The organism is Nocardia sp. NPDC005978 (assembly GCF_040614455.1).
Classification (GTDB): domain Bacteria; phylum Actinomycetota; class Actinomycetes; order Mycobacteriales; family Mycobacteriaceae; genus Nocardia.
In genome coordinates, this window is record NZ_JBEXUS010000046.1 from 1 (window position 1) to 21,689 (window position 21,689).

At 69.9% G+C, this 21,689-nt stretch carries 24 protein-coding genes; 13 read left to right on the forward strand and 11 right to left on the reverse strand.

Annotated features, from left to right (window positions below; genetic code table 11):
- Window positions 1-50: 50 nt before the first annotated feature.
- Window positions 51-674 (reverse strand): hypothetical protein, encoded by a 624-nt coding sequence (locus tag ABZ319_RS21415; RefSeq protein ID WP_354988211.1) that lies wholly within the window; start codon window positions 672-674, stop codon window positions 51-53.
- Between the two features lie 356 nt (window positions 675-1,030).
- On the opposite strand from ABZ319_RS21415, the gene carD reads away from it, so the two are divergent.
- The 6 genes from carD to ABZ319_RS21445 all read left to right on the forward strand — a co-directional run bounded on the left by carD (window position 1,031) and on the right by ABZ319_RS21445 (window position 5,949).
- A complete protein-coding gene (carD, locus tag ABZ319_RS21420; protein WP_067569016.1) occupies window positions 1,031-1,519 on the forward strand; it encodes an RNA polymerase-binding transcription factor CarD in 489 nt (162 codons plus the stop codon).
- Window positions 1,520-1,521: 2 nt separating this feature from the next.
- A complete protein-coding gene (gene ispD / locus ABZ319_RS21425; RefSeq protein ID WP_354988212.1) occupies window positions 1,522-2,250 on the forward strand; it encodes a 2-C-methyl-D-erythritol 4-phosphate cytidylyltransferase in 729 nt (242 codons plus the stop codon).
- 17 nt (window positions 2,251-2,267) lie between these two features.
- Window positions 2,268-2,735 carry a 2-C-methyl-D-erythritol 2,4-cyclodiphosphate synthase gene (gene ispF, locus ABZ319_RS21430; RefSeq protein ID WP_354988265.1) on the forward strand — a complete coding sequence of 156 codons (468 nt, stop codon included), beginning with the start codon at window positions 2,268-2,270 and terminating at the stop codon, window positions 2,733-2,735.
- Between the two features lie 95 nt (window positions 2,736-2,830).
- Window positions 2,831-4,231: a cysteine--tRNA ligase gene (gene cysS, locus ABZ319_RS21435; RefSeq protein WP_354988213.1), complete on the forward strand. Its 1,401-nt coding sequence runs from the start codon at window positions 2,831-2,833 to the stop codon at window positions 4,229-4,231.
- 228 nt (window positions 4,232-4,459) lie between these two features.
- On the forward strand, window positions 4,460-5,443 hold the full coding sequence (gene rlmB, locus ABZ319_RS21440; protein ID WP_354988214.1) for a 23S rRNA (guanosine(2251)-2'-O)-methyltransferase RlmB: 984 nt from the start codon (window positions 4,460-4,462) through the stop codon (window positions 5,441-5,443).
- Window positions 5,444-5,670: 227 nt separating this feature from the next.
- Window positions 5,671-5,949: a DUF4190 domain-containing protein gene (locus ABZ319_RS21445; protein ID WP_354988215.1), complete on the forward strand. Its 279-nt coding sequence runs from the start codon at window positions 5,671-5,673 to the stop codon at window positions 5,947-5,949.
- Between the two features lie 11 nt (window positions 5,950-5,960).
- On the opposite strand, the gene ABZ319_RS21450 is transcribed toward ABZ319_RS21445, so the two are convergent.
- The 3 genes from ABZ319_RS21450 to ABZ319_RS21460 form a co-directional block, all read right to left on the reverse strand.
- The gene (locus ABZ319_RS21450; RefSeq protein ID WP_354988216.1) at window positions 5,961-6,773 is read right to left on the reverse strand and encodes an enoyl-CoA hydratase/isomerase family protein; all 813 of its coding nucleotides are present in this window, start codon (window positions 6,771-6,773) and stop codon (window positions 5,961-5,963) included.
- Window positions 6,774-6,904: 131 nt separating this feature from the next.
- Window positions 6,905-8,074, reverse strand: coding sequence for an acyl-CoA dehydrogenase family protein (locus tag ABZ319_RS21455; RefSeq protein WP_354988217.1), 1,170 nt, complete (start codon window positions 8,072-8,074; stop codon window positions 6,905-6,907).
- A 185-nt stretch (window positions 8,075-8,259) separates the two neighbouring features.
- Window positions 8,260-9,039 carry an alpha/beta hydrolase gene (locus tag ABZ319_RS21460; protein ID WP_354988218.1) on the reverse strand — a complete coding sequence of 260 codons (780 nt, stop codon included), beginning with the start codon at window positions 9,037-9,039 and terminating at the stop codon, window positions 8,260-8,262.
- Between the two features lie 73 nt (window positions 9,040-9,112).
- On the opposite strand from ABZ319_RS21460, the gene ABZ319_RS21465 reads away from it, so the two are divergent.
- The 3 genes from ABZ319_RS21465 to ABZ319_RS21475 all read left to right on the forward strand — a co-directional run bounded on the left by ABZ319_RS21465 (window position 9,113) and on the right by ABZ319_RS21475 (window position 10,638).
- Complete coding sequence (locus ABZ319_RS21465; RefSeq protein ID WP_354988219.1) at window positions 9,113-9,427, forward strand: antibiotic biosynthesis monooxygenase; 315 nt, start codon at window positions 9,113-9,115, stop codon at window positions 9,425-9,427.
- Window positions 9,428-9,631: 204 nt separating this feature from the next.
- Complete coding sequence (locus ABZ319_RS21470) at window positions 9,632-9,829, forward strand: CbtB domain-containing protein (protein ID WP_354988220.1); 198 nt, start codon at window positions 9,632-9,634, stop codon at window positions 9,827-9,829.
- A complete protein-coding gene (locus ABZ319_RS21475) occupies window positions 9,826-10,638 on the forward strand; it encodes a CbtA family protein (RefSeq protein WP_354988266.1) in 813 nt (270 codons plus the stop codon). The genes ABZ319_RS21470 and ABZ319_RS21475 overlap by 4 nt, the downstream gene beginning before the upstream one ends.
- Before the next feature lie 114 nt (window positions 10,639-10,752).
- Here ABZ319_RS21475 and ABZ319_RS21480 read toward each other — a convergent pair whose 3' ends face one another.
- The 4 genes from ABZ319_RS21480 to ABZ319_RS21495 form a co-directional block, all read right to left on the reverse strand.
- Complete coding sequence (locus tag ABZ319_RS21480; RefSeq protein ID WP_354988221.1) at window positions 10,753-11,196, reverse strand: OsmC family peroxiredoxin; 444 nt, start codon at window positions 11,194-11,196, stop codon at window positions 10,753-10,755.
- 88 nt (window positions 11,197-11,284) lie between these two features.
- On the reverse strand, window positions 11,285-11,731 hold the full coding sequence (locus ABZ319_RS21485; protein ID WP_354988222.1) for an SRPBCC domain-containing protein: 447 nt from the start codon (window positions 11,729-11,731) through the stop codon (window positions 11,285-11,287).
- Between the two features lie 70 nt (window positions 11,732-11,801).
- Complete coding sequence (locus ABZ319_RS21490) at window positions 11,802-12,122, reverse strand: multidrug efflux SMR transporter (protein WP_354988223.1); 321 nt, start codon at window positions 12,120-12,122, stop codon at window positions 11,802-11,804.
- A gap of 1 nt (window position 12,123) precedes the next feature.
- A complete protein-coding gene (locus tag ABZ319_RS21495; RefSeq protein ID WP_354988224.1) occupies window positions 12,124-12,771 on the reverse strand; it encodes an NAD(P)H-dependent oxidoreductase in 648 nt (215 codons plus the stop codon).
- Window positions 12,772-12,874: 103 nt separating this feature from the next.
- On the opposite strand from ABZ319_RS21495, the gene ABZ319_RS21500 reads away from it, so the two are divergent.
- Window positions 12,875-13,477, forward strand: coding sequence for a helix-turn-helix domain-containing protein (locus ABZ319_RS21500; RefSeq protein WP_354988225.1), 603 nt, complete (start codon window positions 12,875-12,877; stop codon window positions 13,475-13,477).
- A 47-nt stretch (window positions 13,478-13,524) separates the two neighbouring features.
- Here ABZ319_RS21500 and ABZ319_RS21505 read toward each other — a convergent pair whose 3' ends face one another.
- Entirely contained in the window at window positions 13,525-14,361 is an 837-nt protein-coding gene (locus tag ABZ319_RS21505; protein ID WP_354988226.1) for an ABC transporter permease subunit, read from the reverse strand.
- A gap of 173 nt (window positions 14,362-14,534) precedes the next feature.
- On the reverse strand, window positions 14,535-15,431 hold the full coding sequence (locus tag ABZ319_RS21510) for an ABC transporter ATP-binding protein (RefSeq protein ID WP_354988227.1): 897 nt from the start codon (window positions 15,429-15,431) through the stop codon (window positions 14,535-14,537).
- Between the two features lie 292 nt (window positions 15,432-15,723).
- On the opposite strand from ABZ319_RS21510, the gene ABZ319_RS21515 reads away from it, so the two are divergent.
- The 3 genes from ABZ319_RS21515 to ABZ319_RS21525 all read left to right on the forward strand — a co-directional run bounded on the left by ABZ319_RS21515 (window position 15,724) and on the right by ABZ319_RS21525 (window position 18,715).
- The gene (locus tag ABZ319_RS21515; RefSeq protein ID WP_354988228.1) at window positions 15,724-16,941 is read left to right on the forward strand and encodes a histidine kinase; all 1,218 of its coding nucleotides are present in this window, start codon (window positions 15,724-15,726) and stop codon (window positions 16,939-16,941) included.
- A 154-nt stretch (window positions 16,942-17,095) separates the two neighbouring features.
- The gene (locus ABZ319_RS21520; protein WP_354988229.1) at window positions 17,096-17,758 is read left to right on the forward strand and encodes a response regulator transcription factor; all 663 of its coding nucleotides are present in this window, start codon (window positions 17,096-17,098) and stop codon (window positions 17,756-17,758) included.
- A 162-nt stretch (window positions 17,759-17,920) separates the two neighbouring features.
- A complete protein-coding gene (locus ABZ319_RS21525) occupies window positions 17,921-18,715 on the forward strand; it encodes an LLM class flavin-dependent oxidoreductase (protein WP_354988230.1) in 795 nt (264 codons plus the stop codon).
- A 343-nt stretch (window positions 18,716-19,058) separates the two neighbouring features.
- On the opposite strand, the gene ABZ319_RS21530 is transcribed toward ABZ319_RS21525, so the two are convergent.
- Window positions 19,059-21,620 carry an ATP-dependent Clp protease ATP-binding subunit gene (locus ABZ319_RS21530; RefSeq protein WP_354988231.1) on the reverse strand — a complete coding sequence of 854 codons (2,562 nt, stop codon included), beginning with the start codon at window positions 21,618-21,620 and terminating at the stop codon, window positions 19,059-19,061.
- Window positions 21,621-21,689: the final 69 nt, after the last annotated feature.

Genomic DNA, 21,689 nt, shown 5'->3' on the forward strand with positions numbered 1-21,689 from the left:
CCCCGCTCCGGAATCGGAGCGGGGCGCGGTTCGAGGCGTGCGGCCGGGGCTCAGTGGCCGCCGGACTTCTTCTCGCCCTCCTGCTTGACGGGCTCGGGCCGGGCGAGGTCCGGGCCGGCGTCGACCGGCACGTTGATCGCGACGGTGCCGTTCCGCTTGAAGTTCATGGTGATCTGGTAGGTCAGGCCGGGGGTGACGTCCTTGGTCAGGCCGGTGACCTCGATGAGCAGCGGATCGGCGTCCGGGTCGGCCGTCTTCTCCGCGGCGGTGGTGGCCGGGGCGGCGTGCGAGTCGTCGTGCCCGCCGGCGCCGTGGTCGTCCGCCTTGGCCGCGGACTTGTTCGGCAGGTCCGCGACCAGGGTGGCCTGCGGCTTGATCTCGGCCTTGCCGTTGACCTTCACCTGGCCGATGTCGGTGGTGATGCTGACGAGCTCGTCGGGCTCGTATTCGCCGAGGTTGGCGGCGCTGAACGCGAGAACGGCCTTGCCGCCCTTGGCGTTCTGGTACTCCTCGCTCTGCGGGAGCAGGAAGCGCACGTCGCGCAGCGCGATCTTGCCGACCTCGGCCGCGTTGCCGTTGACGGCCGCGACCTGGTCCGCGGTCTGCGACACCTGTCCGGCGCCGCAACCCGTCAGCACTAGCGCCGCGCCCGCGGCGAGTGCAGCAACTGTCACGGCACGCGCCTTAGACAAGGTGGTGGCTTTCAGGGCAGTCACGGGTTGTCCTCCATGTCGACCGGGCTCACTCCACTATGCAGAGTAGTAGTCAATGAGAGTAATGCGTGCGATCGGACGCCTCGCGCGGGGGCAGTGTCGTTTATGCGAGGGTGCCCGCCGCGTATGCCGAGAGGGCCCCCGCATATGCCTGCGAACATCGCCGCGCGCTATCCCGTTATGCCACAACGAGATGCACACGATTCCTGTTCTGTCAACCCCCGCCGCTGGCTCGTTGTGGCCCTGACCTGCGCCGTTGATCGCGCCGTTACCGAGTCGCATGTTAAACTGTGAACATCGAAAGGGGCACGGGACAGATGATTTTTAAGGTCGGAGACACCGTCGTTTACCCCCACCACGGAGCGGCGCTGATCGAAGCTATCGAAACTCGCACCATCAAGGGTGTACAAAAGGAGTATCTGGTCCTGAAGGTCGCGCAAGGCGACCTGACCGTTCGGGTTCCCGCAGAGAACGCAGAGTATGTCGGCGTCCGCGACGTCGTCGGCCAGGAAGGCCTCGACAAGGTCTTTCAGGTACTGCGTGCACCGCACACCGAAGAGCCCACCAACTGGTCTCGCCGCTATAAGGCCAACCTCGAGAAGCTCGCCTCCGGCGATGTGAACAAGGTGGCCGAGGTCGTTCGCGATCTGTGGCGCCGGGAGCAGGACCGCGGCTTGTCCGCCGGTGAGAAGCGCATGCTGGCCAAGGCCCGCCAGATTCTCGTCGGCGAGCTCGCGCTCGCGGAGGGCACTGACGATGTCCGTGCCGAGACCCTGCTCGACGAGGTTCTCGCAGCGGCTTCCTGATAGTGAACGCATCACGCGGCGCGAGCCGTGTTGTCGCGCTGGTGCCTGCCGCCGGTCAGGGCGTACGCCTCGGTGAATCGAGGCCGAAGGCATTCGTCCCGGTCGGCGGCATTCCCATGCTCCGCCTGGCAATAGATGGCCTGCTCGCATCCGAGTCCGTCGACGAGGTCGTGGTGATCGTGCCCGCCGACCTCCTCGACGAGACTCGCGCCCTGCTGCCGGTCAGTCCCATCCCCGTGCGGGTGGTCCCCGGCGGTGCCGAACGCACGGATTCGGTCCGCGCCGGCCTGGACGCCACACCCGCTGCCACGCACGTGCTCGTGCACGACGCCGCCCGCGCCCTCACCCCGCCCGACCTCGTGTCGCGCGTGGTCGAACAGTTGCGCTCGGGTTCGGTCGCGGTGGTTCCGGCACTGCCGGTCACCGACACCATCAAGTCCGTGGACGCCGCGGGCGCGGTCACCGGCACGCCCGACCGTTCGGCCCTGCGCGCGATTCAGACGCCGCAGGGATTCGACGCGGAATTGTTGCGCGCCGCCCACGCCACCGGCGTGCAGGCGACCGACGACGCGGGACTGGTCGAATTACTCGGCGCGGTCGTGCATACGGTGCCGGGCGCGGCCATGGCCTTCAAAATCACCACTCCCCTGGACCTTGTGCTGGCCAATACACTGGTGGCGCAACGCGAGCCAGGTCCGAACGAATCCAGAGAGGCGGTGCCGGCGCCATGAGCTTCGATCCCACCTCTCTGCGGGTCGGCGTCGGCAGCGATGTGCACCCGATCGAACCCGGCCGTCCCTGCTGGATGGCCGGTCTGCTTTTCGACGGCGACAGCGGTTGTGCTGGGCATTCCGACGGTGACGTGGCCGCGCACGCGCTCTGCGACGCGCTGCTGTCCGCGGCCGGGCTCGGCGATGTCGGCGCGGTCTTCGGCACCGGCCGGCCCGAATGGGCGGGCGTCTCCGGTGCGGCCATGCTCAAAGAGGTCCGGCGGCTGCTGGATGAAGCGGGCTTGACGATTGTCAATGCCGCTGTACAAGTAATCGGGAACAAGCCGAAGATGGGCCCGCGACGCGCCGAGGCGCAACAGGTACTCGGGGAAATTCTGGGTGCGCCGGTATCGGTGTCCGGCACCACCACCGACGGCCTGGGACTCACCGGCCGCGGCGAGGGCGTGGCGGCCATCGCCAACGCCCTGCTGTGTTGTCGGGACTGACCCGACCCGCTGTCCCGCCTCAGAAATCGCACGCGGCCGCCCGAAGCCGCATCCGCCCGTCTTCCGCCATATCCCAACAGCTAGGATGCCTTGTCGTGACTCTGCGCCTGTTCGACACCGAGACGCGGACCCTGCGTGAATTCACTCCGCTGGTCCCCGGCCACGCCTCGGTGTACCTGTGCGGCGCGACCGTTCAGGGCGAACCCCACATCGGCCATGTGCGCAGCGGCGTCGCCTTCGACGTGCTGCGACGCTGGTTGTCCGCCAACGGTTTCGACGTCGCCTTCATCCGCAATGTCACCGATATCGACGACAAGATCCTGCACAAGGCCGCCGAGGCCGGGCGGCCGTGGTGGGAATGGGCCGCCACGCACGAGCGCGCCTTCGATCGCGCCTACGAGACCCTCGGGGTGCTGCCGCCGTCGGCGGAGCCGCGCGCGACCGGGCACATCACCCAGATGGTCGACATGATGGAACGGCTCATCGAGCGCGGGCACGCGTACCCGTCCGAGGGCAACGTCTACTTCGACGTCGTGAGCTTCCCCGAGTACGGCAAGCTGTCCGGGCACCGGCTCGACGACGTGCACCAGGGCGAGAGCGCGGGCCAGGGCAAGAAGGACCAGCGCGACTTCACGCTGTGGAAGGCCGCCAAGCCGGGCGAGCCGAGCTGGCCGTCACCGTGGGGCCCGGGACGCCCGGGCTGGCACCTCGAATGCTCCGCGATGGCCGAGTTCTACCTCGGACCGGAATTCGATATCCATTGCGGCGGAATGGATCTGGTCTTCCCGCATCATGAGAACGAGATCGCGCAGTCGCGCGCGGCCGGGGACGGGTTCGCCCGCTACTGGCTGCACAACGGCTGGGTGACCATGAGCGGCGAGAAGATGTCCAAGTCGCTGGGCAACGTGCTGTCCATCCCGAACGTGCTCGCCCGCCTGGACGTGCGGCCGGTCGAGCTGCGCTACTACCTCGGCAGCGCCAACTACCGCTCCATGCTCGAGTACTCCGATCACGCGCTCACCGAATCGGCGGCCTCCTACCGCCGGATCGAGGCGTTCATCCATCGGGTGGTCGAGCGGGCCGGGGACGCGCCGATCGGCGACTGGACCCCGGGCTTCGCCGACGCGCTCAACGACGACCTCAACGTCCCCAAGGCCCTGGCCGAGATTCACGGTGTGGTGAACGAGGGCAACAAGGCCGTGGACGCCGGCGACCTGGACACCGCCCGCACCCTCGCCGGACAGGTCCGGGCCATGCTCGGCATTCTCGGCGTGGATCCGCTCGACGCCCACTGGGTGGCCCCCGCCGACTCCTCGTCGGCGCTGGCGGCCCTGGACGTGCTCATCGGCGCGGAACTCGAACGGCGGCAGCAGGCCCGGGCCGACAAGGACTGGGGCGCGGCGGACGCCGTCCGCGATCGGCTCAAGGCGGCGGGCGTGGAGGTCACCGACACTGCCCGCGGTGCCGAATGGGCGCTGACCAAAGCGGATCGTTGATTCGGCCGGGGTCTCCCGGCAGTACCGGTCTCGAACTCGTTCGAGGCGACACCCGGCGCGGTTCCCGCCGCGCCGCACCCCGCGCCACGAGGCAGTGGCGCACCAGAAGAACAGGGCGCAGCCGTTTGCTGCGCCGACCGGATGCAGGTTTCCCGCATGATCGACCGAGAGCGGGTTCTCCCGTGACCGGCCGATGCGGGTTTCCCGCGTGATACGGAAGGCGAAGTAATGGCAGGCAATTCGGCGCGACGCGGTGCGGTGCGCAAGAGCGGCAGCAAGAAGGGGCAGGTCGTCGGCTCCGGCGGCAAGCGCAGCCACGGCCTCGAGGGCAGGGGCGCCACGCCGCCCGCCGCCGAGCGCACCAAGCATCCCGCGGCCAAGCGGGCCAGGGCCGCGGCCAAGGCGCAGAACGCCACCGCGAACACCCGGGCGCGCAACGCGAGCCGCCCGATCGCGGGCCGCAAGGACAACGCGGGCCCCGAGCTGGTCCTGGGCCGCAATCCCGTGGTCGAGTGCCTGCGGGCCGGGGTGCCCGCCACCGCGCTGTACGTCGCGGTCGGCACCGAGAACGACGAGCGGCTGACCGAGGCGGTGAAGATCGCGGCGGACACCGGCATCAGCATTCTCGAACTGCCGCGCACCGATCTCGACAAGATGAGCCACAACGGCATGCACCAGGGCCTGGCCCTGCAGGTGCCGCCGTATCGCTACGCGCACCCGGACGACCTCGTCGAGAAGGTGCGCGCCTCGGGCGAACCGGCCCTGCTGGTCGCGCTGGACAACATCACCGACCCGCGCAACCTGGGCGCGGTGATTCGCTCGGTGGCCGCGTTCGGTGGTCAGGGCGTGGTGATCCCGCAGCGCCGCAGCGCCAGCGTCACCGCGGTCGCGTGGCGCACCAGCGCGGGCGCGGCGGCCCGGCTGCCCGTCGCGCAGGCCACCAATCTGACTCGGACACTGAAGGATTGGGCAAGCAAGGGGTACCAGATCGTCGGCCTGGACGCCGGCGGCGACACCACCCTGGACGAGTTCGACGGCACCGCACCGACGGTCATCGTGGTCGGCTCGGAGGGCAAGGGCCTGTCCCGCCTCGTGCGCGAGAACTGCGACGCGATCCTGAGCATTCCCATGGCGGGTCCGGTCGAGTCGCTCAACGCCTCGGTGGCGGCGGGTGTCATTCTCGCCGACATCGCGCGCCAGCGCCGGTCCTGATCGCCGGTCCGCCGGACCCGAGCGGGCACCGGCGGCAGCGGTGAAAACCGCTGTGCACCAAGTATTTCCACGAACTCCCCGGACCGCCTCGGCGCCGGGGAGTTCGTGCGTTCGCACCCGGGCCGCCCCGGGTCCGGCGGCCTCGGCACGGCCGTGGAATCAAGTGCCGCAAGGGAACACCGCGCGTCTGCCTGTCGCGCGGGCGGATTCGACCGTAAAATCGGGCGGTGGCCATCCATCATCAGCCCATCGGCTCACCGATCGAGCACGAATATGCCACGACGGTGCTGTTACTCGGGGTGCTCAGCGTGTTCTGTTGCGGAGCGCTGGGGCCGGTGGCGTGGGCCATGGGCCGCCGTGCGATGAACGACATCGAGGCCTCGGGCGGTGCGATCGGCGGCGGCGTTCAGGTGCGCGTGGGCCTGCTGCTCGGGATCCTCGGCACCATCTTCATGATCTGCTTCGGCATTCTGTTCTTCATGATGGCGATCAGCGGCCGGGGCTGAGCGCCCGGGATTCAGTCCAGGCCGGGGCGATCCGCTCCGCCGGTGACCGCGTCCCAGGCCGGCCATTCCCCGCTCACACTGCCCGTCCACTTCGGTGAGCGCCTGTCCTTGAGCGCGGCCACGCCCTCGCCGCCGTCGGCGCTCTTGGCGACGTAGTCGTTGAGCTCGGTCTCCAAGCGGCCCACCGTCTCCGGGGACATCGCGGGCGCCTCCCACAGCAGTCGCTTGGACAGCGCCACCGGCAGCGGCGCGGAGCCGTGCGTGATGTCGTGCGCGACCGAGAGCGCGGTGGGCAGCACCTCGGTGGCGGGCAGGCACGAGTTGGCGATGCCGAGGACCTGGGCCTCTTCCCCGTCGAAGGTGCGGCCGGTGAGCAGCAGATCGGCGGCCACCGAGCTGCCGACCAGGCGGGGCAGGGTCCAGTGCGCGTAGCCGCCCGCGATCGCGCCGCGGCGCACCTGATTGAGGCCGTAGACCGCGTCCCGCGCGAAATACCGCAGATCGCACTGCAGCGCGATCTCCAGGCCGATGCCTACCGCGTGCCCGTTCACCGCCGCGATGACCGGTTTGCGAATACGGAAGGGCGCGGGATCGATGAGGCCGTTGACCTCGCCGGTCTTGAGGGAAAGGTCCGCGCCCGCGCAGAAGGCGGGGGCGGTGCCGGTGATGACGACCGCGCCGATCGCGTCCTCGGTGTCGCAGCGCCGCAGCGCCGCACCGAGTTCGGCCGCCATGGCGGGTGTGAGCGCATTCTGCTGAGCGGGCCGGTTGAGCGTGAGCACCGCGACTCCGCCGGACACATCCACATGCAGTTCCGAGCTCATGCGGGGAATGCTAATGCACCTACCTGGTTCGGCTGCCCGGAACCACTCCCCCCGCCCCGGTTCGGCCGCGGCCGGCGGGCGGGGGTGTGATTCTCGATCATCGGGACCGCGCCCGAGCGGGCGCGGCGGCGTCAGCGCAGGATCTGGCGGCCGATGGCGTACTTGTGCACCTCGGTGGGCCCGTCGTAGAGCCGGAAGGCGCGCATGTCGCGGAAGATCATCTCCACCACGGTCTCATCGCTGATGCCGATGCCGCCGAGCACCTGCACGCAGCGGTCGGTGACCTTGAACAGCTCCTCCGAGACGTACGACTTGGCGATCGAGCTCTCGTGCCGGGCCTTGTCGCCCTGATCCATCAGCCAGCAGGCGTGCCAGATGGTGAGGCGGCACTGGTGCAGCGCGATCTCGTTGTCCGCCAACATGAACGACACGCCCTGGTGCTCGCCGATGGTCTTGCCGAAGGCGGTGCGGGTCTTGGCGTAATCGATGGCGATGGCCTGCGCCCGCTCGGCCGCACCCAGCCAGCGCATGCAGTGCGTGAGCCGCGCGGGGGCCAGGCGCAGCTGGGCGTAGCGCAGGGCCTGGCCGGTCTCGCCGAGCACGGCTTCGCGCGGCAGCACGAGGTTCTCGAAGTTGACGACCGCGTGCCCGCCGACGTAGTTGCGGTCCATCGTGTTCATGATGCGTTCGATGACGATGCCCGGGGTGTCGCCCTCGCAGATGAACAGGGTCGGGCCCGCGGGCAGGTGCGCGTTGTCGGCCAGGCGCGCCATGATGATCCAGGTCTTCGCGCCGTCCGCGCCCGTGATCAGCCACTTGCGGCCGTTGATCGTGAAGTTCTCGCCGTCGAAGACGGCCTCGGTGGCGAGCTGGTTCGGGTCCGAGCCCGCGCCGTTCGGTTCGGTCATGGCGAAGACCGAGCGCTGGTGACCGTCGATGACCGGCTGCAGGAAGCGTTCGACCTGTTCCGGGTTCGCGATCTTGGAGAGCATGAACATGTTGCCCTCGTCGGGGGCGGCGCAGTTCATGGCGACCGGGCCCAGGGTGGACCAGCCCGCCGCCTCGTACAGCACAGCCTGCTCGATGTGGCTGAGGCCGCGTCCGCCCAGTTCGACGGGGGCCTGCACGGTGAGCAGCTTCTCGGCGCGAGCCAGCTCGACCAGTTCCTGCCGGAGCTCGTCGGTCGGGCCGTGCTGGGTCAGTCGCGGATCCCGCTCGTACGGGACGATCTTGTCGATGACGAATTGCCGCACTCGATCGCGTTCGGCGGCGAGGTCGGCGGGAATCGTGAAGTCGATCATCGTTGGTCACCATTCATTCCGGGTCGGCTGCTCGCCGAGCATACGACGGCGGCGGCACAAGACTGAAGGCACCCGCCTTCACAAAAGCCGGGGACCGCCGTGCCGGGCGGTGTACCGCATCGAATTCGCAGGTCAGCGTACTCCCAGTCGGGCGACAGCGGACCGGGACGGGCGAGCGCCGAGGTCTACGGCGAACTCAGCACCCGGCGCAGGAACAGCTCGACCTCGGCGCGGTAGACAGCCGGCTGATCGTCGTGCACCAGGTGCCCGGCACCGGCGATGACCACGTGCCGGGCATCGGGATGCACCGCGGCCATCTCGGTCATCTGCCCCGGCGGGGTGATCGTGAACTCGCCCTCGAGCAGCAGGGCCGGGACGGTGATCGACTTCCACTGGGTCCAGAAGTCGCGGGTGCCCCACTCCTCGGAGATGTCCCGGAAGGTGTCGACCTCGCCGTGCAGGTGGTAGCCGTCGGGCTCGCGGCGGAAGGAGTCGAGGAAGTAGCGGCCCGCGACCGGGCCGAAGAACTCCAGCATCGCGGCCTCGTCCGGGAAGGGCTGCGGCCAGGCATGAACCATGGCCGCCCAGTCCGCGGCGGTGCGGCCCTGGAAGTCGGGGGCGATGTCCTCCACGACGAGCGCGCGCACCCGGTCCGGATGCGCGGCGGCGAAGACCCAGCCGTGCAGCGCGCCCATCGAATGCCCGATCACCACCATGGGTTCGGTGATGTGCGCGGTGGCCGCGGCCAGATCGGCCACGAACGCCTCGGTGGTCAGCTCGGCCGGGGCCGGGCGGCCGTGGCCGGCGGCGTCGAAGGTGTAGACGTGGCCGAACTCACGCAACCAGCCGAGCTGACTACGCCAGGTGCGGGCGCTGCCCATGAGCCCGTGCAACAGCAGCAGCGGCACACCGCTGCCGCCTTCGTCGTGCAGGGCGCTCACGGCGGGATCTTCGTCATGCGACACGCCACCAATGTAGGGCGCGCGAAGCATTCACGGGTGTGTCGTCTCACGGTGCGGGCGGCGTAGATTCGGACATATGGCTGTCGTCAAGATCAATGCAATCGAAGTTCCGGAGGGCGCGGGCCCCGAACTGGAGAAGCGGTTCGCCGCCCGCGCGCACGCGGTGGAGAACTCGCCCGGTTTCCTGGGCTTCCAGCTGCTGCGCCCGGTCGCCGGGGACCAGCGCTATTTCGTTGTCACCCAGTGGGATTCGGAGAGTTCCTTCGAAGCCTGGCGGGACGGCCCGGCCCGCTCCGCACACGCGGGCAGCGAACAGCGCAAGCCCGTTTCCACCGGGGCCTCGCTGCTGGAATTCGAGGTCGTCCTCGACGTTCAGGGCAAGAACGCCTGATCAGCCCGTGTTGACGAGTGGCCAGCGGGGATGTCACAGTTCGAGGTGAAGTATGCGACGGTGACGCGTAAGCCGGTGTGAATCCGGCGCGGTCGCGCCACTGTATCCAAGCATCGAATCCTTCGGGGAGATGCCGGGAAAGCCAGACACCGGCATCGTCGCACCCATCTCGACAGGGACGCGAATTCCCTTAGGAGGATTCGAATGGCCACCATTCACTCTCCCAGCGAGGCATCGGGCGACGCGCTGAAGGCGCTGTTGATCTCCGCCGCCGTCGTTCTGTTTGCGCTGCTCACGCTGTACCTGGTCGGCTTCGACCAGGGTGCGGTCTCCCGCACCGGCATGTACATGCACGAGCTCATGCATGACGGACGGCACCTGCTGGGTGTCCCGTGCCACTGAGCGAAGCAACCGAGCCGCGCACCGCGGTGGGCGCCCTGACCGGTTCGCTCAAGACCCTGTTGATCCGCGGCCTGCTGGCCGGGCTGATCGCCGGACTGCTGGCGGCCACCGTCGGCTACTTCGTCGGTGAGCCCAAGATCGACGCGGCCATCGCCATCGAAGAGGCCGCCGGCGGCGGTCACACCCACGGCGAGGCCGCCGAACCCGCCGCCGCGGGCGCTCCGGCGGAAGAAGAGGAAGCCGAAGTCAGCCGGCCCGGCCAGAAGGCCGGGCAGTTCCTGGCCCTCGGCCTGGCGGGGATGGCCTTCGGCGCCCTGTTCGCCTGCGCGGCCAACGTGGCGCGCCGGCACACCACCCTGTCCGGTCCGCGCCTGGCGCTCGGTCTGGCCGCGGGTGGCTGGCTGGCGATCGTCGCCGTGCCGTTCTTCAAGTACCCGGCCAACCCGCCCGCGGTGGGTGATCCGGAGACCATCAACGACCGCACCTGGCTGTGGGTGGCGGTGGTCCTGCTCGGCTTCGCGGCCGTCGGGCTCGCCGTGTACGCCTACCGCCTGCTGAACGGTCAGCTCGACACCGTTCGACTGATCGGCGCGACAGCGGTATTCGTGCTGGTCACCGCGATCGGCTACATCCTGCTGCCGGGCGTCGACGAGGTGAAGGCCGACTTCCCGCCGTCACTGCTGTGGCAGTTCCGGGTGGCCTCGCTGGCCGAGACCGCGACCCTGTGGGCCGCACTGGGTCTGGCCTTCGCGGCGCTGACCGAGTTCGCCGCGCGCGGCGTGCGCGAACCCGCGGCGGTCGCCGCGTAGTTCGCACCCTCGCAACAGAAATGGGCAGTGCCGTAGGAACCGGCACTGCCCTTTTCGTTGTCCGGGCCGGATCCGGGCGAGCGGGTCGCCCGAATCCGGTTCAGCCGGGGAGCATCACGCCTCGAGCGTGGCGTCCAGCTCGATGGTGTCCACGCCCGCGAGGGCCTTGGAGACCGGGCAGCCGGCCTTGGCGGCGGCCGCGGCCTCGGCGAAGCCCGCGGCGTCGATGCCCGACGCGCGGCCGACGACCGTCAGCTTGATCTTGGAGATGCGGAAGCCGCCGGCCGGATCCGGGCTCAGCGAGACGTCGGCGGTGACGTCCAGGCTCTCCGGGGTGCCACCGGCATTGCCGATCTGCGCCGACAGCGCCATGGCGTAGCACGAGGAATGCGCGGCGGCGATCAGCTCTTCCGGGCTGGTGGTGCCGTCGGCATTGTCGGCGGCGCGCTTGGGGAACGAGACGTCGTACTTGCCGACGCCGGAGCTCGCCAATTCGACCTGACCGGAGCCGTCCTGCAGGCCGCCGGTCCAAGCGGTGCGCGCGGTACGTGTGGGCATCACTGTCCTTTCACTCGAGGAATAGGGACGAAACTACCCCGTCGCCGAAAGTGCGGGGCGGCAACCATATAGGAGACCGGGCGGTGGGTTACACCGCGGCGGCGGTCCGCAGGTCGAGCTGCTCCAGAACGGCGGGCCAGGATTCCCGATGCCGGTCCCGGGCCGCGGCGTTCGGGAATCCGGCGTGCGTGAGCAGCAGGGCGGTGCCCGCGCCGTGCGGTGAGAGTTCCACCGTCAGTACGGTTTCCGCGCCTTCGGTGCCGTCCGGGCCGGTCACCCAGGTGAGTTCCACCAGGCGTTCGGGGATCAGGCGCAGGTAGCGGCCGTAGTGCGGGTGGCCGCCGCCCGCGGTGAAGAAGAACGGCTCGTTCACCGCCGGGCGGGACAGCACCGAGCCCGGATCGGCGAACCACAGGCTCAATCGGCGGGTGCACATGAGGTAGAGCTCATCCGGGGAGGCGGCCATGATGCGCTCGGCGACCAGGGCGAACGGTCGCGCGGAGAGGTCGGGTGGCCGAATCGGCGCAGCGTCCATGCGCGAGCACGATACCGGTCGCCGTCGCCGTCCCCGCGCAGTGCCCGAGGCGGGTCGGCGAACCCGGCCGTCACTCCGGGTTGGTCACCCGGGCCAGCACGATGCCGCCGATGATGAGCGCGAGCGCCAGCACCCGGCCCGCCGAGAGCGGATCCTTCTGCAGCACCACGCCCAAACCGATGGCCCCCACCGCGCCGATGCCGGTGAAGACCGCGTACGCGGTGCCGACCGGCAGGGTGCGCATGCTGTAGGACAGCAGCCAGACCGCGACCGCGGCCAGGACGAAGCAGACCAGGGTGGCCAGCGGGCGGGTGAAGCCCTGTGTCGGTTTGATCGACTGGGACCAGGCGATCTCCACGATGCCGGCGAAAATCAGGACCAGCCAGGCCATGTCAGTACTCCTTTCCGAGCCGCCGGGCGGTGTCGAGCGCCGCGGCGTAGGAGGCGTCGTGCTTGCCACGGGCCTGCGCCAGGTGCGGGTCCTGGCGGGCGTTGGCCCATTCGGCGGTGACGAAGACGGTGTCCTCGACGGCGAAGTGGCCGGCGAAGAAGTCGCGCAGATAGCGCTCCTGATAGTCGAAGGCGGCCTTGGGCGCACCCGGGGAGTACGCGCCGCCGCGCGCGGTGGCGACCACGAAACGTGTGGGGGCCAGCGACATTCGAGGGAAGGTGATCTGGTCCAGCCACGCCTTGAGCGCGGCGGGGATCGAGTAGTTGTACATCGGGGCGCCGATGAGCACCACGTCGGCCGCGCGCACCTGGGCGAGCAGCGGCTCGACCACCGCCCAGGCGGCGGCCTGCGCCGGCGAATCCACCAGGTGCGCAAGGTGATCCAGGTCGGTGCTGCCGTGCGCGAGGACCCGGTCGCAGAGTTCGGTCCAGCCTTCCCCGATGAAGGGGATCGGGTCGGCGGCAAGGTCGCGGTAGTCGTAATCGCCGGCCGGGTGCGCGGCGCGCCAGGACTCGGCGAAGGCGGCGCTCAGCTCGCGGCTGATCGAGGCGCGGCGGGCACTGGCGTCGAGGTGCAGCAGGGTCGGCATGACGGTCTCCGATCTAAGTGGACATTGTGTCCGTTTATTCTCGAACGATAGACACTAACCGGACATGTTGTCCACTTATTCCGGACCGGGTTACAGTGGCCGTATGGACCCCGCCGGATTGCCACTGCTCGACGGCGCGGACGGAACCGCCCCGGCCGAACGCGCCGACGCGGCCCGCAACCGGGCCAAAGTCCTCAGCGCCGCAGCCGAACTCTTCGCGAGCAAGGATCCGCGCACCGTCACCATGGACGAGGTGGCCAAGGCCGCCGGGGTCGGGCGCGGCACCCTCTACCGGCGGTACCCGGACGTGGTGTCGATCGCGGTCGCGCTGCTGGATCAGCACGAACGCGAACTCCAGGAGCAGTTGCTGCGCGGTGCGCCGCCGCTCGGACCCGGCGCGCCCCCGGCCAACCGGCTGGCCGCGTTCTTCACCGCGATGGTCGAATTGCTGGACGCGCACGCCGATCTGGTGCTGGGCGCGGAGACCGGGGGCGCGCGCTTTCGCACCGGGGCGTATCAGTTCTGGCGCGTGCACGTGCGGTCACTGCTCGTGGAAGCCGGTGTGGCCGAGGTGGATTCCCTGGTGGACGCGCTGCTCGCGCCGCTGGCGGCCGAGGTGTTCCGGTATCAGCGCGAACACGGGCTCGACGCCGCGCGGATCAGCGCGGGGCTGACCCGCGTCGCCCACGGCGTACTCGGGCCGTAGACATCGCCGGGCCGGAGCCACCCGGCCGGCGACAGCGGATTCGGCGCTCAGACCAGGTCGCGGCGGCGGATGAGCCAGGTCGTGCCGACCGCGAAGGCCGTGATGTACAGGGCGAGCAGCGCCAGGGACTCCCCTCGGCTCAGGATGTCCAGTACGCCGGGGGTGGCCGGACCGGAATCGACGCGCAGGGACCCGGCGAGCGAGCCCGCCGCGGTGCCGGGGAGGTGATCGGTCAGGGGGCGGATCGGATCGAAGATCGCGGCCACGCCGCGCAGGAGGTTCTCCACCACCAGGACCCACACCAGGCCGAGGCCGACCGCGAGGGCCGGACCCCGGGCGATCGCGCCGATCAGCGCACCCGCCACGGTCCACATGCCGAGAATGGCCGTGCCCGAAGCTATTCCGAGCAGCGCCCGGCCCGCGGACGGCAGCGCGAGGGACTCACCCCGGGTCGCCGCGATCAGTGCCGCCACCCCCGTGTCGACCACGAAAGCGGTCAGCACCAGGACGATCACCGTCAGCGCGAGGGCGACGATCGCCCCACCCAGCACCGACACCCGCGAAGGCCCCTGGGTCAGAACGGTTTTCCAGCTGCCCCACCCGTACCCGGAGCCGATCGCCAGCGCGCCCAGCACCAGCATGAGCGCCCCGCCGAACATGGCCATGCCCTGGGTGAAGACCTCGGGCACCGCGGCGGGCAGCAGCTGGCGCAGCAGCACCTCGCGGGGCTGACCGTTCGACATCCGGCTGTCCGATCCACTCGTGTAGGCCAGATAGTTGAACAGGTAGGCGAAGGTCAGATTCAGCAGGATCCAGGTGCCGAGCACGATCCAGAACGCGGGCCACTTACGCAGGCGCAGCAGCTCGGCTCGCGTGCTCGCCACCAGGTCGCGCGCGGTGGATCCCGGCCGAGGGCGCGGCGGGACGACGGGCGGCCCGGCAGCCGGGGACCCCGCGTCCGCCTCGGCTGCCGTCCGATGGTCCGTACCTCGCGCCGGCCACGTATTCGTGGCTGCGCCGGGCGCCGTCGCATCGCCCGGATTCATTGCCCGATCCGTCATGTCGTCGTCTCCGTCATCTCGAAAAACACTTCCTCCAGGGACTTTTCGTCGGTGCGCAGCTCGAGCAGGTCCGCGCCGGACTCGATGACCGCGCGTGCCACCGCGGGCGCCATTGCCACACCGGCGTCGACCTTGATGCCGGTGGCGGTGAGCAGCGCGGATCGATCGCCCGCCACCCGGCGCACCGCCGGGAAGGCCGTCTCGAGGGGTTCGGCGCGCACGAACAGCGATGCCGTACCGCGCAACTCGCGCACGGTGGCTTCGGTGAGCAGGCGGCCGCCGGAGATGACGCCGACGCGGTCGCAGATCTCCTGCACTTCGGCGAGCAGGTGACTGGACAGCACGACGGTGTGCCCGTCGGCCGCGAGACCGGTGATCAACTCCCGCATCTCGGCCATGCCCGCGGGGTCGAGGCCGTTGGTGGGTTCGTCGAGAATCAGCAGGTCGGGACCGCCGAGCAGGGCGGCCGCGACGCCCAGGCGCTGCTTCATGCCGAGGGAGTAGGAGCGGAACTTGTCGTCACCGCGCGCGCCCAGACGCACGCGATCGAGGACGCGGTCCACCTCCGCGCGATCCGTGCCGCGGTAGCGGGCCAGCACCCGCAGGTTGTCGCGCCCGGACAGGTAGGGGTAGAAGCCGGGCCCCTCGATGAGAACGCCCATGCGGCGCAGGGCTTCCGGTGCGCCCGGGGGCTGTCCGAGCACCGTGGCGGCGCCGCCGGAGGGACGGATGAGGCCGACCAGCATGCGCAGGGTCGTGGTCTTGCCCGCGCCGTTGGGTCCGAGGAACCCGTAGATCTCACCGCGCCGCACCCGCATGCTGACCGCGTCCACCGCCAGGTGCGATCCGTAGCTCTTGGTCAACCGCTCGGTGTCGAGGATCGCTTCGTTCATGGTTTCAGCGTCCGCCCGGGGCGATCGGGAAACATCCGCCACACAACCCGATTCGATGTACGCACCGCGACGTATGTCCGGCCGGAGACACCGCCGCCGGCCGGCCCGGTCCCTGTGCCCGCGCGCTCGAGCACGCGTTCGGCACCTTCGCCGACACCCGCCTCGACTCCACCGGCGGCCGCCCGTCCGGGGACCGCCAGCGCGGACACATCCGGCGCGACCCCGTACGTACGCGGACGTATTTCCCGCCGAGACGGTGTCGCGGAAGCTCGCACGGCGCTACCGTTCAGCCATGGGTGCGGCGCGGTGGGGTCTGCGGAGCGGGGGCGTACGGGGCGGGGATGTGCTGCTCGCGCTGGTCATAGCCATCGCCCAACTCGGTGGCGGGACGGCGGCCAACGCGCACCAGGACGTGCTGCGCGAACTGGACCCGCTCGGGTACGCGCTGCTGGCGGCGGGGCCGCTGCTACTGCTCGTGCGGCGGCGGTATCCCGAACCCGTGCTGTACGGGACCATCGCCGCGGCGGCGGCGTATCTGCTCCTCGGGTACGGGTACGGGCCGATCTTCCTGTCGCTGGTGGTCGCGTTCCTGACCGCGGGCATCCGCGGATCACGGTGGCGCACCTATCCGCTGGTGCTCGCCGGATACCTGGTGATGGTGTGGCCGGCGCCCGGGTGGCGGGGCTACGCGAGCAACAGCTGGCAGCAGTTCGGGCTGCTGGCGTGGCTCGTCGTGCTGGTCGCGATCGCCGAGGGCATCCGGCAGCGCCGGGCCGCGCTGCGCGCACGACGGGAGCAGGAGGCCGAGGCATTGCGCAACGCCGAAGCCGAACGCGCGCGCGAACTCGCCGAGCAGGAGCAGCGGGCCGGCGAGGAACGGCTCGCCATCGCGCGCGAACTGCACGATGTGCTCGCGCACAGTCTCTCGCTCATCAATGTGCAGTCCTCGGTGGCGCTGGAATTGCTCGACCGCAAGCCCGAGCAGGCGGCCACGGCGCTGGCGGCGATCAAGACGGCCAGCAAAGACGCACTCGGGGAAGTGAATTCGCTGCTGCGCTCGATACGCGGCGGCACGGCCACCGTCTCCGCACCGGTCACGCCCACGGTCGGCATCGGTGACCTCGACGCGCTCACCGGGCCCGCCCGCACCGCCGGGGTGCAGGTGCGGACCATCGTGACCGGGACGGTCCGGCGGCTGCCGACCGTGGTGGAGGTGGCCGCCGCGCGGATCGTGCAGGAGGCGCTGACCAATGTGGTGCGGCACGCGCCCGGCGCGAGTGTGCTTGTGACCATTCGCTATTCGGCGGACCGGCTGTTCGTGTGCGTCGAGAACACCCCGCCCGCGCGGGCCGCTACCGAGACCGGCGGGGGCGGGCACGGCATTCGCGGGATGACCGAGCGGGCCAACGCGCTGGGCGGGCGGCTCGCGGCCGCGCCCAAACCCGACGGCGGATTCCGGGTGGAGGCGCGGCTGCCCGCGCATCTGACGCAGCCCGAACCCGCGACGTAGCCGTGCCCGGCGAATCCCGCGCACACGAGCCGTGGACCGGCGGGCGCGTAGGTTCGAGGCAGCCGCCGGTCGGCGGCCCCGGCGCTCACGCCTGCGGCCGTCGGCCCGCCCGGCCCGTCCCGGATACCGAAAAGCATGCGCACCCGGAGGTTTCGTGAGTATTCGAGTCGTGATCGCCGATGATCAGGCGCTGGTGCGCGCGGGTTTCGCGGCGCTGCTGAACGCACAGGACGACATCGAGGTCGTGGGCGAGGCCGAGAACGGCGACCAGGCGGTGCGCCGGGCCCGCGAGCTCACGCCCGACGTGGTGCTCATGGACATTCGCATGCCGGTGCTGGACGGACTGGCCGCGACCCGCGCCATCGCCGCCGATCCGAAGCTGGCCGGGGTGCGGGTGATCGTGCTGACCACCTTCGAACTCGACGAGTACGTCTTCGAGGCCATGCGCGCGGGAGCCACCGGGTTCCTGGTCAAACACACCGAACCGGCCGATCTCGTGAAGGCCGTGCGCGTGGTCGCCGAGGGTGACGCGCTGCTGTCCCCCGGCGTGACCCGCCGCCTGGTCGCCGAGTTCGCCGCCCACGCCAAACCCGCGCCGGCCGCTGCCCTGTCCGTCCTCACCGACCGCGAACGCGAGGTCATGACCCTGGTCGCCGAGGGCCTCACCAACGCCGAGATCGCCGCCCGCCTGTTCATGAGCCCCGCGACCGCCCGCACCCATGTCAGCCGCATCCTGGTGAAGCTCGGCGCGCGCGACCGCACCCAACTGGTCGTGATCGCCTACGAGTCGGGCATGGTGCGACCGGGCTGGCAGTGACGCCCCGGTGCGAGGCCCACCGGGGGCGTGCCCATCGGGCGGCCGGAAACCGGCGCACGGCTCCGGAACGGTTCCGCGCGCGTTCGCGTACGCCCGCGGACGTAGTCCGAACACCGCCCGCACGCAGATTCCGGGTGATGCGAACGCGCGCATGCTCGAAAAATGAACATGCACTTCGGAATCGTCCTGACTCCCCGTTCCGGCGCCGAATGGGTGCGATCCGTCCGGGAGGCCGAACAGCAGGGCTACGCCACGCTCATGCTCCCCGACACCCTGTACACACCCTCGCCGTTCCCCGCACTGGCGGCAGCGGCGGCGGTGACCAGCGCAATTCGACTGCGGCCCAACGTTTTGGCGGTACCCATGCGCACGGCCGTCGCCACCGCGCGGGAAACCTCGGCGCTGCAACTGCTTTCGGACGGCCGCTTCGAACTGGGCCTGGGCACCGGACGCCCCGACGCGAGCCGTGAGGCCGAAGGGCTCGGCGTGCCCTGGGGCTCGGCCGCCGAGCGCCGCGCCCAACTGCTGGCGACCATCGAAACCGTCCGCGCCACAGTCCAACCCGCTCCGCCGATCATCATCGCCGCCAGCGGCCCGCGCATGCTCGCCACCGCCGCCGCGCACGCCGACCGCATCCATCTCGCGGTCCAGCCCACCGCCACCGAGGACGACCTGGCCGCGGTGATCGCCACCGTGCGCGATCACACCGACCGCGCGATCCCCTGCTCGCTCCAACTGGTCGGCGTCGGAAACCAACTCCCCCACTACATGACCACCCACATGGGGATCACCGCCGCCGGCCTCCGCGAGGTGGACGCCGCCGCCCTGCTCCCCGCCGACCCCGGCGCGGCCGCCGAACTCCTGGAACACCGCCGCGAGAAGTACGGCATAGACGAGCTCCTGGTCCCCGGCGACCTCGCCGCGGCCTTCGCCCCCATCGCCGCCCGCTTCCACTGAACACCTCGCGCGCGAGGCCCACCTGTCCCGGGCACTGCACCGGGACAGGACGAAGCCGGAGCCGCACACGGTCGCCCGAACCTCAGCGCCGTGCGCGAACGGCCAGGGCTGCCGCCGTGGCGGCGTGAATCCGCTGGCCGCCGATGTGCCGATCCACGGCGGGCAGGGCGAACGCCGGCCGCCCGGATCACACAGCCGACCTCGTGCCGCCGACCGCCGCCGCGCAACCGACTTCGTACTACCGCTTGCGTGCCGCCGAGCGCGGGCCCGCCGACACGCGCCTATCCCCGCACACGCGAAAGCCCCGCTCACCCGAAGGTGAGCGGGGCTTTCGGTGGAACTCTTACTCGCCGGAGGCCGCGGGGGTCGCCGGGGTGTCACCGGCGGCGGCGACCGCCACCGGCTCTTCCGGGGCATCCTTCTTGGTCAGCTTGGCGCGGGCGGCGAAGGTGAACTTCGCCTTGTCGCCCTGGCCTTCGCCGTCCCAGCCCTCGACGTCGACCTTCACGATCTGACCGGCGCCCAGCTCGCCGAAGAGGATCTTCTCCGACAGCTGGTCCTCGATCTCACGCTGAATGGTGCGACGCAGCGGGCGCGCGCCGAGCACCGGGTCGAAGCCGCGCTTGGCGAGCAGGCTCTTGGCCTGTTCGGTCAGCTCGATCTCCATGTCCTTGTTCTTCAGCTGCTTGGCGACGCGGGCGATCATCAGGTCGACCATCTGGATGATCTGATCCTGGGTGAGCTGGTGGAACACGATCACGTCGTCGATGCGGTTGAGGAACTCGGGGCGGAAGTGCTTCTTCAGCTCGTCGTTGACCTTGAGCTTCATGCGCTCGTAGTTCGAGCCCTCGGCGTTGGACTGGGCGAAGCCCAGGCCCACGGCCTTGGAGATGTCCGAGGTGCCGAGGTTCGAGGTGAAGATCAGCACGGTGTTCTTGAAGTCGACCGTGCGACCCTGACCGTCGGTCAGGCGGCCGTCCTCGAGGACCTGCAACAGGGTGTTGTAGATCTCCTGGTGGGCCTTCTCGATCTCGTCGAACAGCACGACCGAGAACGGCTTGCGGCGCACCTTCTCGGTGAGCTGGCCGCCCTCTTCGTAGCCCACGTAGCCCGGAGGGGCACCGAAGAGCCGCGACGCGGTGAAGCGGTCGTGGAACTCGCCCATGTCGATCTGGATGAGCGCGTCGTCGTCGCCGAACAGGAAGTTCGCCAGCGCCTTGGAGAGCTCGGTCTTACCGACACCGGACGGGCCGGCGAAGATGAACGAGCCCGAGGGACGCTTGGGGTCCTTCAGACCGGCACGCGTACGGCGGATCGCCTTGGAGACGGCGCGAACCGCGTCCTCCTGGCCGATGATCCGCTTGTGCAGCTCGTCCTCCATGCGGAGCAGACGGGTGGTCTCCTCCTCGGTGAGCTTGAACACCGGGATACCGGTCCAGTTGGCCAGCACCTCCGCGATCTGCTCGTCGTCGACCTCGGCCACGACGTCCAGATCGCCCGAGCGCCACTGCTTTTCGCGCTCGGCACGCTTGGCGACGAGCTGCTTCTCCTTGTCGCGCAGGCGCGCGGCCTTCTCGAAGTCCTGCGCGTCGATCGCGCTTTCCTTCTCGCGACGCGCGTCGGCGATCTTGTCGTCGAACTCGCGCAGGTCCGGCGGTGCGGTCATCCGGCGGATGCGCATGCGCGCGCCCGCCTCGTCGATGAGGTCGATCGCCTTGTCCGGCAGGAACCGGTCGTTGATGTACCGGTCGGCCAGCGTCGCCGCCGCCACCAGCGCGGAGTCGGTGATCGAGACGCGGTGATGCGCCTCGTACCGGTCGCGCAGGCCCTTGAGGATGTTGATCGTGTGCTCGACGGTCGGCTCGCCGACCTGCACCGGCTGGAACCGGCGCTCGAGCGCGGCGTCCTTCTCGATGTACTTGCGGTACTCGTCGAGGGTGGTCGCGCCGATGGTCTGCAATTCACCGCGCGCCAGCTTGGGCTTGAGGATCGAGGCCGCGTCGATCGCGCCCTCGGCCGCGCCCGCACCCACCAGGGTGTGCAGCTCGTCGATGAACAGGATGATGTCGCCGCGGGTGTTGATCTCCTTGAGCACCTTCTTCAGGCGCTCCTCGAAATCACCGCGGTAGCGGCTGCCCGCGACCAGGGAACCCAGGTCGAGGGTGTACAGCTGCTTGTCCTTCAGCGTCTCCGGGACCTCACCGTTGACGATGGCCTGTGCCAGGCCCTCGACCACGGCGGTCTTACCGACACCGGGCTCGCCGATCAGTACCGGGTTGTTCTTGGTACGGCGGCTCAACACCTGCATGACGCGCTCGATTTCCTTCGAGCGGCCGATGACCGGGTCGAGCTTGCCCTCGAGGGCGGCCTGGGTCAGGTTGCGGCCGAACTGGTCGAGCACCAGCGAGGTGGACGGAGTGCCCGCACCCTCGCCACGCGTACCCGAACCCTCGACCGGCTCCTTGCCCTGGTAGCCCGAGAGCAGCTGAATAACCTGCTGGCGCACCCGATTCAGGTCCGCGCCGAGCTTGACCAGCACCTGCGCCGCGACGCCCTCACCCTCGCGGATCAGGCCGAGCAGGATGTGCTCGGTGCCGATGTAGTTGTGGCCGAGCTGCAGCGCTTCGCGCAACGACAGCTCGAGAACCTTCTTGGCACGCGGGGTGAAGGGGATGTGACCGGACGGCGCCTGCTGGCCCTGCCCGATGATCTCCTCGACCTGCGACCGCACACCCTCCAGCGAAATGCCCAGCGACTCCAGCGACTTCGCTGCGACGCCCTCACCCTCGTGGATCAGGCCAAGCAGGATGTGCTCGGTGCCGATGTAGTTGTGGTTGAGCATCCGGGCCTCTTCTTGGGCCAGGACAACGACCCGCCGCGCGCGGTCGGTGAACCTCTCGAACATCGCTCCCTCACTTCCTGCTCCGCTTGCTACGGCATCCGGCGCTTCAGACCCTGTGCTGCCCTTCTGGTC

Coding starts and splice junctions, on each gene's coding strand:
- carD (WP_067569016.1), top strand. CDS start 1,031: ATGATTTTTAAGGTCGGAGACACCGTCGTTTACCCCCACCACGGAGCG.
- rlmB (WP_354988214.1), top strand. CDS start 4,460: ATGGCAGGCAATTCGGCGCGACGCGGTGCGGTGCGCAAGAGCGGCAGC.
- ABZ319_RS21450 (WP_354988216.1), bottom strand. CDS start 6,773: ATGAGCTCGGAACTGCATGTGGATGTGTCCGGCGGAGTCGCGGTGCTC.
- ABZ319_RS21455 (WP_354988217.1), bottom strand. CDS start 8,074: ATGATCGACTTCACGATTCCCGCCGACCTCGCCGCCGAACGCGATCGA.
- ABZ319_RS21465 (WP_354988219.1), top strand. CDS start 9,113: ATGGCTGTCGTCAAGATCAATGCAATCGAAGTTCCGGAGGGCGCGGGC.
- ABZ319_RS21470 (WP_354988220.1), top strand. CDS start 9,632: ATGGCCACCATTCACTCTCCCAGCGAGGCATCGGGCGACGCGCTGAAG.
- ABZ319_RS21480 (WP_354988221.1), bottom strand. CDS start 11,196: ATGCCCACACGTACCGCGCGCACCGCTTGGACCGGCGGCCTGCAGGAC.
- ABZ319_RS21485 (WP_354988222.1), bottom strand. CDS start 11,731: ATGGACGCTGCGCCGATTCGGCCACCCGACCTCTCCGCGCGACCGTTC.
- ABZ319_RS21490 (WP_354988223.1), bottom strand. CDS start 12,122: ATGGCCTGGCTGGTCCTGATTTTCGCCGGCATCGTGGAGATCGCCTGG.
- ABZ319_RS21495 (WP_354988224.1), bottom strand. CDS start 12,771: ATGCCGACCCTGCTGCACCTCGACGCCAGTGCCCGCCGCGCCTCGATC.
- ABZ319_RS21500 (WP_354988225.1), top strand. CDS start 12,875: ATGGACCCCGCCGGATTGCCACTGCTCGACGGCGCGGACGGAACCGCC.
- ABZ319_RS21510 (WP_354988227.1), bottom strand. CDS start 15,431: ATGAACGAAGCGATCCTCGACACCGAGCGGTTGACCAAGAGCTACGGA.
- ABZ319_RS21515 (WP_354988228.1), top strand. CDS start 15,724: ATGGGTGCGGCGCGGTGGGGTCTGCGGAGCGGGGGCGTACGGGGCGGG.
- ABZ319_RS21525 (WP_354988230.1), top strand. CDS start 17,921: ATGAACATGCACTTCGGAATCGTCCTGACTCCCCGTTCCGGCGCCGAA.
- ABZ319_RS21530 (WP_354988231.1), bottom strand. CDS start 21,620: ATGTTCGAGAGGTTCACCGACCGCGCGCGGCGGGTCGTTGTCCTGGCC.